The organism is Motilibacter peucedani (assembly GCF_003634695.1).
GTDB classification, from domain to species: domain Bacteria; phylum Actinomycetota; class Actinomycetes; order Motilibacterales; family Motilibacteraceae; genus Motilibacter; species Motilibacter peucedani.
This window is the reverse complement of record NZ_RBWV01000002.1, coordinates 67,083-81,940: the sequence shown is the minus strand read 5'-3', so window position 1 is coordinate 81,940 and position 14,858 is coordinate 67,083. Positions and strand designations below refer to the sequence as shown.

Below are 14,858 nucleotides of genomic sequence, written 5' to 3'. Positions count from 1 at the left end.
CCACGCCGACGCCGACCCCGACGCCCACCCCCACCCCCGTGATCACCACCAGCTTCCTCAGCGACCTCACGTGGACCTCGGCCAGCAACGGCTGGGGGCCGGTGGAGCTCGACCACTCGGTGGGCGGCAAGAACGCCAACGACGGCGGCAAGCTGCTGGTGGACGGCACGGCCTACGACAAGGGCCTCGGCACCAACTCGCCGAGCACCATCACCTACGACGTCACGGCCTGCGACTCGTTCACCTCGGTCGTCGGTGTCGACGACGACGTGACGAGCAAGGGCAGCGTCGTCTTCCAGGTGCTCGTCGACGGCGTCAAGAAGTTCGACAGCGGCCTCGTCACCGGTGACTCCGCGGCGCAGACCGTCGCGGTCGACCTCTCCGGTGCGAGCAAGTTGAGCCTGGTCGTCACCGACGGCGGCAACGGCACGTCCTACGACCACGCCGACTGGGCCGGTGCCCGCGTGACCTGCACGCAGCCGGCGGTCTAGAGCGCCCCCCTCCGCGACCCCGCCGGGCCCGCCGTCCACCCGGACGGCGGGCCCGGCGCCGCGTCGTCACCCGTTCGAGGGGTGCGCTCGCGCAGGTGCTGCCGAACGGGTGAGTTCTGGCCCATTCGGCCCCCCGCGTTTCAAGAACGCCCGAGACCGCCCCGAGACACAGGTCATGACCCGGAACCGCCTCCTCCCCACGCGCTTGTCCCGCGGCGTGCTCGCGTCCACGGCAGTCGCCGCTCTGACCCTGACCTTCCCTGCGCTCTCCTCCGCTGCATCCGCTTCCACCAGCGCCGGCGGCACGGTGACCGTCAAGCCCGGTGACGACATCGCCGCGGCCATCGACTCGGTCACGCCCGGCGGCACCGTCGTGCTCAGCAACGGCAGCTACGAGCCCGTCTGGCTCGACAACCGCGCCGTGAAGACCGTCGACCTCGGTGGCGTCACCCTCCGCGGTGCCTCGCGCACCGGCGTGGTCGTCAACGGCGTCACCTTCAAGGGCATCCACGGCGCCACGCTGACGAACATGACGCTGACCAACCCGTCGACCGCCATCCAGGGCGTCGTGCGCATCAGCGACGGCAGCACTGACATCACGGTCTCGTCGGCAACGGTGAAGCCGAAGACCCTGTCGGGCATCGACATCTGGAAGCAGACGAGCCGGATCACGGTCAAGGACAGCGTCATCGACGGCACGGGCGTGAAGGGCGTGGCCGCGACGAACGGCACGTCGCGCGGCGTACGCATCAACGGCGCGCCCTACGACCTCGCCAGCTGGCCCACCAACATCACGATCAGCGGCAACGACATGTTCGGCGCCGGCTCCGACATCGTCAACATCGCCGGTGCCCAGCACGTCCTCATCCAGGGCAACAACATCCACGACCCGCAGGTCAACGCCGACCACAACGACGGCGTCCAGTCCTTCGGCTCGGACGACCTCAAGATCATCGGCAACCGCTTCTCGGCGCCGGGCCCGAACGGCCCGGACCAGGCCGTCATGCTCGGCCCGAACCTCGCGGTGGCCACGCTGCGCGTGAGCAACACCTACCTGGCCGACAACCTCGTCACGACCTGGCGCGGCAGCGGCTTCAACCTCGGCGGCACGACGGGCACCAAGGTCGTCAACAACACCATCGGCCCGACCGGCACGGCCACCAGCCGCGGCTCGAGCATCGTCATCGGCTCGACCAACCCCGGCGCCCACGTGTGGAACAACATCCTGCACAAGGTCAACGCCTCGGGCGCCGTTGCGCAGGACCACAACTGCGTGGCGTCCGGCGCCTCGCCGCAGGACATCAACACCGACAAGCCCGGGTACGCGGACGCCGCCGCCTTCACGCTCGCCGCTGACAGCCTCTGCCGCGACAACGCCGCCCCCGGCGGCCCCGCGACCGACCTCGGCGGGCACTCGCGCGACAGCCGTCCCGACCGCGGCGCGTGGGAGTACACCGGCTCCGTCGGTGCCAACCACTACCTCGGCGACATGACCTTCGCCGCTTCGACCAACGGCTACGGCCCGGCCGAGCACAACAAGGCCAACGGCGGTCCGCTCGCCAACGACGGCAACCGCGCCCGCCTGCGCAAGGTCCTGTTCACCAAGAACGTCGGCGTCCAGGCGCCGAGCACGGTGGACTTCACCCTCGACGGCACCTGCACCACCCTCGCCAGCACGCTGGGCATCGACGACGAGACCGGCGGCAAGGGCTCGGTGGTCTTCGAGGTCTACCTCGACGGCACCCGCGTCTACAGGAGCCCCGTCCTGACCGGCACCAGCGCCGGCCTGCCCATGAGCGTCAGCGTCGTGGGTGCGAAGAAGCTCCGCCTCGCGGTGACCGACGCCGGCGACGGGTCGAAGAGCGACCACGGCGACTGGGCCGACGCCCGCCTGGTCTGCTTCGCCCCCGGCTCCCCGCAGCTCTCGGGCATCTCCGGCGGCACGCCGACCCCGGTCCCCGCGCCGACGCCGGCCCCGACCGCACCTACCGCTCCGCCGGCTCCGCCGGCTCCGCCGGCTCCGCCGGCGCCCGCTCCCACGCCCACCCCGACCCCCACGAAGGCCGCTGACACCGTGACCTGGGCCAGCGACCTGGCGTGGAGCTCGGCCACCGGCGGCTGGGGCCCGGTCGAGCGCGACCAGGCGAACGGCGAGAAGCCCGCCGGCGACGGCAAGCAGCTCTCCCTCGGCGGCAAGACGTTCAGCAAGGGTCTCGGCGTCAACTCGCCCAGCACCGTCGTCTACGCGGTCTCCGGCTGCAGCGCCTTCACCGCCACGGTGGGCGTCGACGACGAGGTGCACGGCCGCGGCAGCGCCGACTTCCAGGTCTTCGTCGACGGCACCAAGCGCTACGACAGCGGCGTGGTGCGCAACGCCGACGGCGGCGTACCCGTCGAGGTCGACCTGACCGGCGCGCAGAAGGTCAGCCTCGTCGTCACGAACGGCGGCGACGGCACCTCCTACGACCACGCCGACTGGGCCGACGCGGCGTTCACCTGCGCCCAGGCGTAGTACCCGTCGACCTGCTCACACCCGGGCCCGCACCGCCGTCCACGGCGGTGCGGGCCTGGTACGTTGTGCGTCGAGGTACGACCGCGCACCGGAGCGCGACATAGACTCTCCGCCCAGCCGGAGACACGTGTCCGCGCGACGAAGGGGACGGCCACCGATGAGCGCACCGGTCCTCGAGCGCCCGTTCGCCTTCCCCGTGCGCCTGCCCACCTCCGGGCTCGCCGCCGTCTGCGGGCCCCGGGCCCTGCTCCCGCTCGGCGTCGCCTCGGCCGCCGTCGTCGGCGCCGCCGCCACCCTAGGCCCCCTCGCCGGGCTCGCCGCCGTCGTGGCGGTGCTCGGCGCCCTCGCGGTCGTCGCCCGCCCCGCGCTCGCCGGCCTCGTCCTGGCCTGGGTCGTCCCGCTGACCCCGGGGCTGCGCCGCGGCCTGCTCGTCCCCGGCTTCAAGGTCTCCGAGGTCGTCGCCGTCGGGCTCGGCGCGCTGGTCCTGCTCACGGTCGGCCGCCAGGAGCACGCGCGCTGGCGGGTGTTCGACTGGGTGGCGCTCGCCTACGTCGTCCTCACCGTCGCGCTCGGCGTCGCCGGGCTGCTGCGGCGCGGCGCACCGCTGACCGGCGACATCAGCACCCTCGTCAGCCCCGTGCAGTTCTTCCTCGCCTACCGCGTCGTGCGCATCACACTGCCGACCCCCGAGCTGCGCACCAGGGCGCTGCGGGGCACGCTGCTGGCCTCGCTCGTCGTGACCGGCACGGTGCTGCTGCAGCTGGGCCCCGGTCCCGGGGGACGGCTGCTGTCCTCGCTGACCGGCGTCGCCTACACCGGACGCGCGACCGGGCTCTACTCCCACTGGCACGACCTCGCCGGCTACGCCTTCCTCATCATCGTCGTCGGCGTGGCGCTGCTGCTGACGCCGGGCCAGCGGGTCCTGCCGCCCCCCCTGCTCGTGGGGGTCGTGCTGGCCAACCTGCTCAGCCTCGTGGCGTCCCTCACGATCATCGCGATGATCGGCACCCTGCTCGCGGCCGTGGTCCTCGGCGTGCGCAAGGGCCGGGTCGTGCAGCTCCTCGGCGTCCTCGTCGCGAGCGTCGCCGTGGCCACCGCCGCGTTCGGCCCCACGCTGGTCACTCGGCTGAGCACCCAGTTCTCGGGCCCGGCGGTCGGCACCACCGGCGGCAGCTCGGGCGGCTTCCTGCCCCACTCGCTGGCCTACCGGCTCGAGGTGTGGACCACGCAGTACGGCCCGGCCCTCAAGCCGCACCTGCTCGCGGGCTACGGCCCGGGCATCCCGCCCGAGGTCAACTGGAAGTTCACCGAGTCGCTCTACCTCACGCTGCTGCTGCGCGGCGGCGTGCCGCTGCTCGCGGCGTTCGCGTTCTGGTGCCTGTTCCTCTGGACCCGTGCCCGCCGGGCGGAGGGCTCCGTGCGCCCGGAGGAGTCGGCGCTGGGCCACGCGATGAGCGCGATCGTGCTCGGCACCATCGTGATGGACATCAGCAACCCCTACTTCGTCAACAACGGCTTCCCCCACGCGCTGTGGGTCCTCGCCGGTCTGCTCGCCGTCCCGACACCCCTCCGGAGCGCCTCGTGGCCGCGACCGACACCGGTCCGCTCGTCAGCATCGTCATCGACAACTACAACTACGCGCGCTTCCTCGGGCTGAGCATCGACAGCGCCCTCGCGCAGACCTACCCGCGGGTCGAGGTGGTCGTCGTCGACGACGGGTCGACCGACGAGTCGGTGGCCGTCGCCACCGCGTACGGCGACCGCATCCGGCTCGTGGCGAAGGCCAACGGGGGACAGGCCTCGGCGCTCAACGCCGGCTTCGACGCCTGCACCGGCGACATCGTCGTGTTCCTCGACTCCGACGACGAGCTCTACCCCGAGGCGGCGGCCGAGCTGGTGGCGGCCTGGCAGCCCGGCGCGGCGAAGGCCCACTGGCGGCTCGACGAGGTCGACGCCGACGGCACCCCGGTCGGGCGCACCAACCCGCCGGCCGCGGCGCGCCTGGGCTCCGGCGAGGTGCGCGAGAGCCTGCTGCGCACCGGGCGCTACACCACCCCGGTGATGAGCGGCAACGCCTACTCCCGCGCCGCCCTGCAGGAGGTCCTGCCGATCCCTGAGGAGCGTTTCCGGCGCACCGCTGACGGCTACCTCACCGCCGTCGCGGCGCTGGTCGGGCCGGTGGTGGCGGTCGAGCGCAGCCTCGGGGCCTACCGGCGCCACGGCGCCAACGGCTGGGCGAGCTCGAGCATCGACGCGCGCGCCATCGGCGGGCACGTCGAGCGCGAGCTGGCCCGCTACGACGAGCTCGAGAAGGCCGCCGCGGTGCGGGGCCTCGACATGGAGCCCGACGTGGGCATGCGCGACCAGTCGGGCCTGCGCTCACGGCTCGCGTCGTTCCGGCTCGACCGCGCCGCGCACCCGGCGCCGGGCGACAGGCGCAGCCGGCTCGTCCTCGCGGGCGTCCGCAGCATGCTCGCCTCGCCCGAGGCCGGTCCGAGGACCAAGGCCGCGTTCGCCGTCTGGTTCGTCCTCGTCGGCTACGCGCCGCTGCCCGTCGCCCGCACGCTCATCACCTGGCTCTACGTCCCGGCCAGCCGTCCGTCCCGGAGACCCCGATGACCCGCGTCAGCGTCCTGATCGACAACTACGACTACGAGCGGTTCCTCGGCCGCGCGATCGACAGCGCGCTGGCGCAGACCCACCCCGACGTCGAGGTCGTCGTGGTCGACGACGGCAGCAAGGACGGCTCGGTCGAGGTCGCCCGCTCCTACGGCGACCGGGTCACCGTGGTCACCAAGCCCAACGGCGGCCAGGGATCGGCCGTCAACGAAGGCTTCCTCCACTGCACGGGCGAGGTCGTCGTCGTGCTCGACGCCGACGACGAGCTGCGCCCCGAGGCTGCCGCGAAGGCGGTCACGGCCATGGGCGAGGGGGTCGCCAAGGTGCACTGGCGCCTCGAGGCGGTCGACGAGGACGGCGCCCCGCTGGGCCACCTCCGTCCGGGCGCCGGCACCCCGCTGGCCAGCGGCTCCGTGCGCGAGGAGGTGCTGCGCAGCGGCTACTACTCCTCGCCGGCGATGAGCGGCAACGCCTACCCCCGCTGGGTGCTCGAGCGGCTGCTGCCGATGCCGGCCGAGTCGTTCCGCATCTCGGCCGACTCCTACCTGATCGCGCTCGCCGGCCTGCTCGGCGACGTCGTGGCCGTCGACGAGCCGCTCACCGCCTACCGCATCCACGGCAGCAACGGCTGGCGCGCCGACACGCTCACCGCCGACCGGCTGCGCCTGTGGGTCACCCACGACATCGCCCGCCAGGACGCGGTCACCGCGCTGGCCCGGGAGCTGGGCCTGCCGGTCGCCGCCGACCTCGGCCTCGGCGACCCCGCCAGCGTCCGCGCCCGGCTCGCCTCGCTGCGCGCCGACGGTGCGCACCACCCGGTCGCGAGCGACACGCGGCTGGGGCTCCTGCGCGCCGGGCTGCGCACCACGCTGGCCGACCGCAGCGCGGGCGCGAAGCAGCGCGCCTTCCTCTCCGCCTGGCTGGTCGCGGTGGGCCTGGCTCCCCGCCCGGTCTCGTGGCCGGCGACCGAGTGGTTCTACGTGCCGGCCCGCCGCCCGAAGCTGCGCCGTGCGGTGACCTCCCGGTAGACCTCGAGCACCCGGTCGACGTGGGCGTCGTGCGAGTAGCGCGTGGTCACGTCCTCGTGGCCCTGCTTGGCCAGCCGCTGGGCGAGCGCCGGGTCGCGCACCAGCGACTCGATCGCGCGCGCGGTCGCCCCGGTGTCGTGCAGGTCGACGAGCAGGCCGTTCTCGCCGTCGTCGACGAGGTCGTTGAGGCCGTCGACGTCTGCGGCGACCACCGGCTTCTCGAGCGACCAGCCCTCCAGGATCACTCGGGCGGTCCCCTCGCCGCGCGAGGGCACCAGGCACATGTCGGCGGCGGCGGTCAGGTCGGCGATGTCGCTGCGGCTGCCCATCCAGGCGACCCGGCGGGTCATGCCGGCCTGGTCGACCAGGGAGCGCAGGGAGGCTGCGAGCCCGGACATCGACTCCATGTGCACGGCGCCCACGTGGAGCAGCTGGAGGCCGGGGTTCGCGGCCATCGCCTCGAGCAGGCCGGGGAGCAGCAGGTCGAGCGCCTTGTGGGGCCACACGTTGGCGACGACGATCGCCACGCTGCCCTCGGGGTCGAGCCCGGCCTCGGCGAGCACCTCGGCCCGGGTGCGCGCCGGCACGAACGTGTCGGGCTGCTGGCCGTTGGGCACGAAGCGCACGCGGGTGGCGCCGCGGCGGCGCAGCTCGCGCTCGGTCGCGCTGCTGTTGGTGATGATGTAGGCGCCGGCGCGGTGCAGCCGCTCGGCGTTGTCGAGCTCGGCCGGCGTGCGCAGGTGGCCGATGACGGGCACGCCGAACCGGCGCGCGGCGAGCCCGACCGCGACGCAGCGGCTCTGCAGCGAGTTGACGTGCACGGGCGTGCGCCGGGCCATCGCTGCGTACGCCGTCAGCCACGCCATGCGCGCGTGCAGCGCGCGCGGGAGGGCCTCGGAGGGCGTCGGCACCAGGCGGACCCCCTGCGCCCGCGCGTCGTCAGCGAGCGGTCCGGGGTAGCCGAAGGTCAAGGTGGTGTCGTAGCCGCGGCGGGTGAGGGCCTCGGCCAGCATGACCGTGCTGGTCTGGGCACCGCCGCGCAGGCCCCGCTCGCACATGAGCAGCGGGCGGATGCGCGGATCCGGTGCCATCGTCTGACGTCCTCCTGGGCAGCCCGTCGAGCGCCGCAGGACGTCGTCAGTGCGGCACAGTTCAGCGCCGATCGTGCCAGACGCGGCGCGCCTGGCGAAATCCGCACCCCGTCCGGCACGGTACGTTGGCAGCGAACGAGCAACGAGCCGGGTCGCCGATGTCCCGCGGGACGCAGGAGGACCACCGCGTGAGCCGACACGGCACCGACGCACAGGACGAGCAGGACGCACGGGACGCGGCGGTGGCCGAGCAGGCGCTCGCCCCCGGCGGCGACGACTGGACCGAGCCCCCGCCCGAGCGGCTCGTGCGCCCGGCCGGGGCCGGCACCGGCGACTTCAGCGGCCACGTGCGCCGCGGGGTGCAGTGGGCGGCGATCGACCAGGTCTTCCAGCAGGTGTTCCGCATCGCGCTCACCGTGGTGCTCACGCGGCTCACCGCGCCCTCGGAGTTCGGCCTCATCAGCCTGGGCTTCCTGGTGACCGCCGCCGCCAGCTGGATCACCGACCTGGGCCTGGGGCCGGCGCTCGTGCAGCGCACCGACCTGACCCGGGCGCACGTGCGCACCGCCATCAGCGCCACCTTCGCCTTCGGCTTGCTCCTGGCCGGCGCCACCTGCGCGCTCGCCGTGCCGGCGGGGGAGCTGTTCGACCAGCGGCGGCTCCCGCTCGTGCTCGTGGTGCTCAGCGTCAACTTCCCGCTCAAGGGGCTGCTGGGCATCCCGCGCGACATGATCCGCCGCGAGCTGCGCTTCCGCGAGTTCGCGCTCGGCGCCGGCATCGGCGTCGTCGGGTCGGCCGCGCTCGCGGTGTGCCTCGCTGTGGCGGGCGCCGGCGTCTGGGCGCTGGTCGCCTACTCGGTGGGGGAGTCGGCCATCGTCCTGGTCGCCTACGGCGTGATCGCGGGCCGGCTCGGGCTGGTCGACTGGCGGCCGGGCTTCGACCGCGCCGCCCTGCGCGACCTGATGGGCTTCGGGGCCTCGGTCTCGGCGTTCAAGCTCGTCTACTACCTGCAGACCTCGATCGACAACTTCCTGGTCGGCAAGTTCCTCGGGGCCACGGACCTCGGCTACTACAGCACCGCGTACCGCGTGATGCTCTACCCGATCCAGCGCGTGGCCGACGTCATCGCCACCGTGGCCATGCCCGCGTTCTCGAGCGTGCAGGACGACGTGCGCCTGCTGCGCGAGGGCTTCCTGCGCGGCCAGCAGGCGATCTGCCTGGTGTGCTTCCCCGCCTCGGTCGGCATCTCGGTGTCGGCGCCCCTGCTGATCCCGCTGCTGCTGGGCGACGCGTGGAGCCCGGCCGTCACGACGGTGCAGATCCTCGCGCTGTCGGGACCGCGGCTGGCGGTCAACCGGCTCTCCGGCTCGGTGTTCCAGGCGGTGGGCCGCCCGCAGCTCGACCTCGTGCTGGGCTCGATCGCCCTCGCCGTCTTCACGGTGGGCTTCGTCTGCGCCATCCCGTTCGGCATCACCGGCATGGCGGTCGCCTACACCGTCGTGGGGGCGCTGTGGGTGCCGCTGCCGCAGTGGAAGATCGCCGAGATCCTCGAGATGAGCTTCTGGCGCACGGTCCAGGGCCTCTGGCCGATCGCCACGGCCACCGCCGTCATGGCCGGTGCGGCCGAGCTGGTGCTCCAGCTCACCGAGGACCGGGTGCCCGACTGGGTCGCGCTGGCGGCGGTCATCGCCGCGGGGGCCGTCGCCTACGCCGCCACGCTGCTGGTGGTCGCCCGGCCGCTGCTCGCGACAGCGGCCGGGGACCTCGTCCACCGCAAGCGGCGGGTCAGCAGCTGAGGGTGGGGTTCAGCCAGTCGCCGTGGTCGTAGTCGATGCCGTCGCCGGCCGACGTGGTCACCAGGGTGACCGAGCGCCCGCCCGACACGTCGGTCGTCAGCGACAGGGCAGGGTCGCCGCCCTGGACCAGCCCGCTCTGGTAGCGCTTGTCGCCGTCGACCCACACCTGGAAGGTGACGGTGCCGCGGCGGCCCACCTCGTCGTCGACGCCGACGCGGGCGCTGAGCTTCGTGCACCCCGCCGGCAGGTCGAAGCTCATCGAGGAGTCCGAGTTGGTGCCGAAGCCGGAGCGGTACGTCGTGCCGTCGACCCGCAGGGACCCGCCGTCGTGCGCTCCGCGGCTGCCGTTGGAGCCCTTGACCTCGACGGGGCCCCAGCCGTTGCTGGCGCTGGTCAGGTCGAGGTCGTCGACGCGCACCTGCTGGCTCGTGCTGCTGCCGTCGGAGCCCGCGTCACCCGCGTACTCCCAGGCGCCGCGGTCGGGACGGGAGTCGCGCTGGCGGCCCGAGATGTCGGTCGCGGTCGCCACGTCGGTGGCGGCGTTGTTGCGGCAGACGCTGTCGGCGTCGAGCGCGAAGTCGCTGCTCGCGTCGTAGCCCGGGTCGTCGGTGTCGGTGTCGCCCTTGGCGTAGCCGTCGACGAGGCAGTTGTGGTCCTGGCGCGCGACCTCGCCAGTGCCGAAGACCTTGAACAGGATGTTGTTGACGATCTGCAGGCCGGAGTTGCCCGACATCGCGATGCTGGAGCCACGCGCGCCCGGCTCACCGGTCGGCGCGACGGTGTTGTTGATGATGCGGGTCCCGTCGGTGCTGACGACCGAGATGCCGCTGCCGCGCCACGCCGAGACGATGTTGTTGGCGATGTAGGTGTTGCTGACCCGCAGCGTGCTCACGGAGCGGTTCGGGCCGAGCATGATCGCCTGGTCGGGGCCGTTGGGGCCCGGTGCCCAGAAGCGGTTGCCGACGATCTTGAGGTCGTCGGAGCCGAAGGACTGGATGCCGTCGTTGTGGTCGGCGTTCTTCTGCGGGTCGTGGATCCGGTTGCCCGAGATGACGACGTGCTTGGCGCCCGCGATGTTGATGATGTCGGAGCCGGCGCCGTAGAGGTCGTTGCCGGTGATGGAGATGTTGGTGGGCCAGCTGTCGAGGTCGTAGGGCGCGCCGTTGATGCGCACCGCGCGCGCCGTGCCGTTGGACGCGGCGAGCCCGTTGACGCCCGTGCCGTCGACGATGCTGCCGCGCAGCGTGATCGAGTCGGTGTCGCGCCAGATGTCGAGCCCGGAGAGCACCTGCGGCTCGATGGTGACGCCGTCGAACGTGATGTCGGAGCTGCCGTCGGACACCCGGACCACGCTCTGCAGCGAGAGCGGGCTGTTGACCATCGTCAGGTTGGTGACGGTGAGGCCGTGCACGCCCTTCAGGGTCAGGCCCTGGAGGACGACGCCGTCGCGGGAGGCGCCCCGCAGGGTCACGCCGCTGAGGTCGAGGTCGTCCATCGTCCAGCGGTCGAGCCAGGCGGCGTCGTACGTGCCCGGTGCGAGCGTCACGGTGCCCCCGTGGCCGGCGGCGGCGTCCAGGGCCCCCAGCAGGTCGTCGGACGGGCCGACGGTGAGCGCGGCGCCCGCCTCGTCGGCGGAGGCGGCCGAGGAGGCGGCCACGGTCAGGGGGACGGCGCAGGCGACGGCGAGGATCCCCGCACCCAGTCGGGCCAGGGGGTTGCTTCTGCGGCTCTTGCGTCGTTCCATGAGAGTGTGTCCGTCTTCGTGAGGGGGCGGGCAGCAGGACGAGGCCGCCGGGCCCAGGCGCGATGGAGGCGCGCGTGAGCCCGACGAGCAGGTGCGTTGGCGCTAGGGCCCCGGACCACCAGCAACGGTGCGGCGGTCTCCCGGTCGAGCCGCATCAGCGGCGACAGGCCCCCCACAGGCTTGGCCAGAGCATAGGGCCATTGTCCCGGCAACCGGAAACCCCTTCGGGTAGTGATCTAGATCACTCTCTGGTCGCCGCCCGGGCCCGCCCGGTAGGCTCCCCCCGGTCGGCCACGTACGCGGTCGGGCCGCCCGGACCGTCATCGACGACTGTCTCCCGCCGTCGAAGAACGTCCCTGGAGGAGCCATCCCCGCCCTGCTCGTCGCCAACGTCGGTGGGCACCTCGCCCAGCTGCACGCCCTGCGTCCCCGGCTCGGGCTGGGCGACGACGTCCTCTGGGTCACCAACGACACGCCCCAGAGCCGCTCGCTGCTCGCCGGCGAGGACGTCGTGATGCTCGACTACCCCCAGAGCCGCAGCGTCGCCGACGTCGCCCGCAACGCGGTCGCCGCGCTGCGCCGCGTGCCCCTCCGGCGCACCGACGTGGCGGTGAGCACCGGTGCCAACCTCGCGGTCTCGGTGCTGCCGTTCCTCGTCGCGCGCGGCGTGCCGGTCCACTACATCGAGAGCGCGACGCGCGTGACCGGGCCCTCGGCCTCCGGTCGCATCATCGCCGCCCTGCCCCGGGTGAACCTCTACGCGCAGTACGAGTCGTGGGCCACCGGGCGGTGGGGATTCGGCGGCACCGTCTTCGACGGCTACGCGGCCGAGGCGGGGGAGCCGCGGGCGGTCAAGAAGGTCGTCGTCACGCTGGGCAGCTCCGAGGGCTACGGCTTCCGCCGCGTCCTCGAGCGGCTCGTGCAGGTGCTGCCGCCCGAGGTCGAGGTGCTGTGGCAGACCGGCGTCACCGACGTCTCGGGCCTGCCGATCGACGCGCGGGCCTCCATGCCTGCGCGCGAGCTCGCCGACGCCGTGCGCGAGGCCGACGTGGTGGTCGCGCACGCGGGCACCGGGTCCTCGCTCGGCGCCCTGCAGAACGGCAAGCTGCCCGTGCTCGTGCCGCGCCGGGCCGCCTTCGGCGAGCACGTCGACGACCACCAGCAGCAGATCGCCGACATGCTCTCGGGCCGCGGGCTCGCCCTGGTGCGCGAGGCCGACCAGGTCTCCCTCGCCGACCTCGAGCAGGCCGCCGGCGCGTCCGTGCACGAGCAGGCCAGCCCACCGCCGTTCCGCCTGAAGGGCACGTCGTGAACCTCCGCCGCACCCGTACCTCGGCCGTCGTCCTCCTGGCAGCCCTGGGGCTGCTGGCGGCCGGCACGCAGCCGGCATCCGCCGCCGACGCGCTCTTCACGGCCAAGGTGAACTTCACCGCGCAGGGCGGCCCGGTGCCCGCCGGCTACACCGACGACTACGGCCAGGCCTTCGACGCCGCCCGTGGCTCCGGCTGGGTGGCGCAGGACTCCTCCGCGCCGCTCTCGCTCGTGGGCAACGGCCGCGTGCAGAAGAAGGTGTCGGACCCGCGCCTCGACAGCTACGTGCACATGCAGTACTCCGGCACCCTCGGCGGCGTCGCCGTCCCGGGCCGCTGGGAGCTCGCGGTGCCCGCCGGCACCTACACCGTCACGGTCTCGGTCGGCGACCCCAAGTACTACGACAGCCGGCCGCGGCTCAGCGTCGAGGGCACGACGGCGATCGAGGGCGTCGTCCCGAGCGCCGCTGCGCCGTTCGCGTCGGCGACCGTGACCGTCCAGGTCACCGACGGCCGGCTCACGCTCGACGCCGCCGGCGGCACCAACACCAAGATCGACTACGTCGACGTCGCTCAGCAGCCGGAGCCCGTCGGCACGCCCGCCCTGGCGCTCAGCTCGGCGGCCGACGTGCTCTCCCCTGCCTCGACGCGCATGGTCTTCAGCACGGTCAACGAGCAGGTCCGCGCGGCGCTGCCGCTGACGGTGGCCAACACCGGCGACGGCCCGCTCCACGTCACGGGCCTGGCGGTCAGCGGCGCGCAGGCAGGTGCCTTCGCGCTGGCGGCCGGCACACCGGGCTCGTTCACCGTCGCCCCCGGAGCCCGCACGACCGTCGGGGTGCAGTTCGTGCCGACCGCGGGCGGGCCGGTCGAGAACGCCGCGACGCTGACCTTGACGAGCGACGACCCGGCACGGCCCAGCGCCGCTGTCGCGCTCGCCGGCCTCGACAGCAAGGACTTCGAGGGCCCGAACGAGCCGTGGCTCGCCCAGGTCGTGCGCACGCTCGGCTACACCACCAACGTCGGCAGCGACAAGACCTACATCTCCTCGACGCGCCTGCCGGCGGGCTCCGAGCGGATCTCGCCCTACTGGGTCGCCGCCGACCCGACCAAGCCGGTTCGGCTGGTCCCCGTGGCCCGCTACATCGCGCTGCAGGCCAACTGCCCCTGCAGCAAGGCCGGCTGGTTCGCCAAGGGCTCGTCCACGCGCACCCAGCTGCACTCGTTCGTCGCCAACACCGACGGCGCGGGCGGCCCCGGCAACCAGCGGCTGATGCCGGCCTGGACCGGCACGACCGACTTCACGCCCACCGGGCCGTTCGGCGTCTACACCGACAGCACCTACACCAGCGACGACGGGCTCAACGGCTCGACCAAGCTGCACGACTGGCGCTTCTACCCCGCCACGACCAGCGCGGGCACGGTGCCCAACACCTGGATCGCCGGCTACGACTACGGCGGCACCGAGAACCCGAAGAACTGGGACTACCAGGACCAGGTCTACCTGCTGGTCAACGCCACCCCGGCCGCGGGCGCGGTCGCGTCCTCGCCCGCGTCGTCGGCGAACTGGCTGACGTTCGGCAAGACGAGCTACGGCGTGCTCGACCGCGACGGGCAGCCCACCGGCTTCGACTCGGTGCAGGCCAACACGGCCGGCGACCAGTACGCGCCGGGCCTGGTCGACCTCGACGCCGCCTCCGGGACCCTGCGGCTCACCAGCGGCCCCGGCACGACGACCGGGACGATCAACACCCAGCAGAACGCTCTGCAGCGGACCTTCGAGGGCTCGCGCTACCTGACCAAGGTGACCGCGCGCCTGCGCGGGCCCTTCAGCGACGTCGACGCGGGGCACGACCAGGAAGCCGTGTGGTTCGGCCCCGACCAGGACGACTACATCAAGGTCGAGGTCGAGAACAAGGGCGGTGCGCCGGCGCTCTCCGTGCTCTACGAGGCGAACACCGCCTACCCGAAGGAGGCGCGCACCCCGACGCTGATCTACCCGACGACGGCCGTGCCGGGCCTCTCGACCGCCACCACGGTCGACCTGCGCATCCTCGCGAACCCCTCGACCGGCCTGCTGACGGCGCAGTACCGGCTCGACAGCGACACCGACGCCTTCACGACGCTGGCGACGCGGACGCCGGTCGACCTCAGCACGTGGTTCGGCGTGCGCTCCACCGCGGGGGTCCTGGTGTCGAACCAGGACGCGCCCACCCCGCTGACGGCGGTCTTCGACTCGTTCACCGTCGAGAAGTAGCCCAGCGACG

10 protein-coding genes are annotated in these 14,858 nt (G+C 73.2%); 8 read left to right on the top strand and 2 right to left on the bottom strand.

All coding sequences use genetic code 11. The features are described from left to right. The 5 genes from CLV35_RS01035 to CLV35_RS01020 form a co-directional block, all read left to right on the top strand. Positions 1-491, top strand: a 491-nt coding sequence (locus tag CLV35_RS01035) for an NPCBM/NEW2 domain-containing protein (protein WP_231121279.1), incomplete at its 5' end; no start/stop codon positions are given. 175 nt (positions 492-666) lie between these two features. Continuing rightward, a complete protein-coding gene (locus CLV35_RS01030) occupies positions 667-3,003 on the top strand; it encodes an NPCBM/NEW2 domain-containing protein (protein WP_121191573.1) in 2,337 nt (778 codons plus the stop codon). A gap of 157 nt (positions 3,004-3,160) precedes the next feature. Then, positions 3,161-4,660, top strand: coding sequence for a hypothetical protein (locus CLV35_RS19785; protein WP_183061561.1), 1,500 nt, complete (start codon positions 3,161-3,163; stop codon positions 4,658-4,660). Next, positions 4,585-5,622, top strand: a complete 1,038-nt coding sequence (locus tag CLV35_RS01025) for a glycosyltransferase family 2 protein (RefSeq protein WP_183061560.1) — start codon at positions 4,585-4,587, stop codon at positions 5,620-5,622. Before CLV35_RS19785 ends, CLV35_RS01025 begins: the two co-directional genes overlap by 76 nt. Beyond that, positions 5,619-6,650, top strand: a complete 1,032-nt coding sequence (locus CLV35_RS01020; RefSeq protein WP_121191571.1) for a glycosyltransferase family 2 protein — start codon at positions 5,619-5,621, stop codon at positions 6,648-6,650. The genes CLV35_RS01025 and CLV35_RS01020 overlap by 4 nt, the downstream gene beginning before the upstream one ends. Here CLV35_RS01020 and CLV35_RS01015 read toward each other — a convergent pair. Further along, positions 6,599-7,741: a glycosyltransferase family 4 protein gene (locus tag CLV35_RS01015; protein WP_121191570.1), complete on the bottom strand. Its 1,143-nt coding sequence runs from the start codon at positions 7,739-7,741 to the stop codon at positions 6,599-6,601. The genes CLV35_RS01020 and CLV35_RS01015 overlap by 52 nt on opposite strands. Positions 7,742-7,929: 188 nt before the next feature. Here CLV35_RS01015 and CLV35_RS01010 point away from each other — a divergent pair, with 188 nt between their 5' ends. Then, entirely contained in the window at positions 7,930-9,537 is a 1,608-nt protein-coding gene (locus CLV35_RS01010) for a lipopolysaccharide biosynthesis protein (protein WP_183061559.1), read from the top strand. Here CLV35_RS01010 and CLV35_RS01005 read toward each other — a convergent pair. After that, the gene (locus tag CLV35_RS01005) at positions 9,527-11,281 is read right to left on the bottom strand and encodes an NPCBM/NEW2 domain-containing protein (RefSeq protein ID WP_121191568.1); all 1,755 of its coding nucleotides are present in this window, start codon (positions 11,279-11,281) and stop codon (positions 9,527-9,529) included. The two genes, CLV35_RS01010 and CLV35_RS01005, sit on opposite strands and share 11 nt — an antisense overlap. A 514-nt stretch (positions 11,282-11,795) precedes the next feature. Between CLV35_RS01005 and CLV35_RS01000 the strand changes: the two genes are divergently transcribed. Together CLV35_RS01000 and CLV35_RS00995 are read left to right on the top strand one after the other, a co-directional pair. Further along, a complete protein-coding gene (locus CLV35_RS01000) occupies positions 11,796-12,593 on the top strand; it encodes a glycosyltransferase (protein WP_231121277.1) in 798 nt (265 codons plus the stop codon). Continuing rightward, positions 12,590-14,848 (top strand): hypothetical protein, encoded by a 2,259-nt coding sequence (locus tag CLV35_RS00995; protein ID WP_121191566.1) that lies wholly within the window; start codon positions 12,590-12,592, stop codon positions 14,846-14,848. The genes CLV35_RS01000 and CLV35_RS00995 overlap by 4 nt, the downstream gene beginning before the upstream one ends. Positions 14,849-14,858 lie beyond the last annotated feature (10 nt).

Bases quoted from the DNA above. Each gene is read 5' to 3' on its own strand.
- CLV35_RS01030 (WP_121191573.1), top strand. From the start codon at position 667: ATGACCCGGAACCGCCTCCTCCCCACGCGCTTGTCCCGCGGCGTGCTC.
- CLV35_RS19785 (WP_183061561.1), top strand. From the start codon at position 3,161: ATGAGCGCACCGGTCCTCGAGCGCCCGTTCGCCTTCCCCGTGCGCCTG.
- CLV35_RS01020 (WP_121191571.1), top strand. From the start codon at position 5,619: ATGACCCGCGTCAGCGTCCTGATCGACAACTACGACTACGAGCGGTTC.
- CLV35_RS01015 (WP_121191570.1), bottom strand. From the start codon at position 7,741: ATGGCACCGGATCCGCGCATCCGCCCGCTGCTCATGTGCGAGCGGGGC.
- CLV35_RS01005 (WP_121191568.1), bottom strand. From the start codon at position 11,281: ATGGAACGACGCAAGAGCCGCAGAAGCAACCCCCTGGCCCGACTGGGT.
- CLV35_RS01000 (WP_231121277.1), top strand. From the start codon at position 11,796: ATGCTCGACTACCCCCAGAGCCGCAGCGTCGCCGACGTCGCCCGCAAC.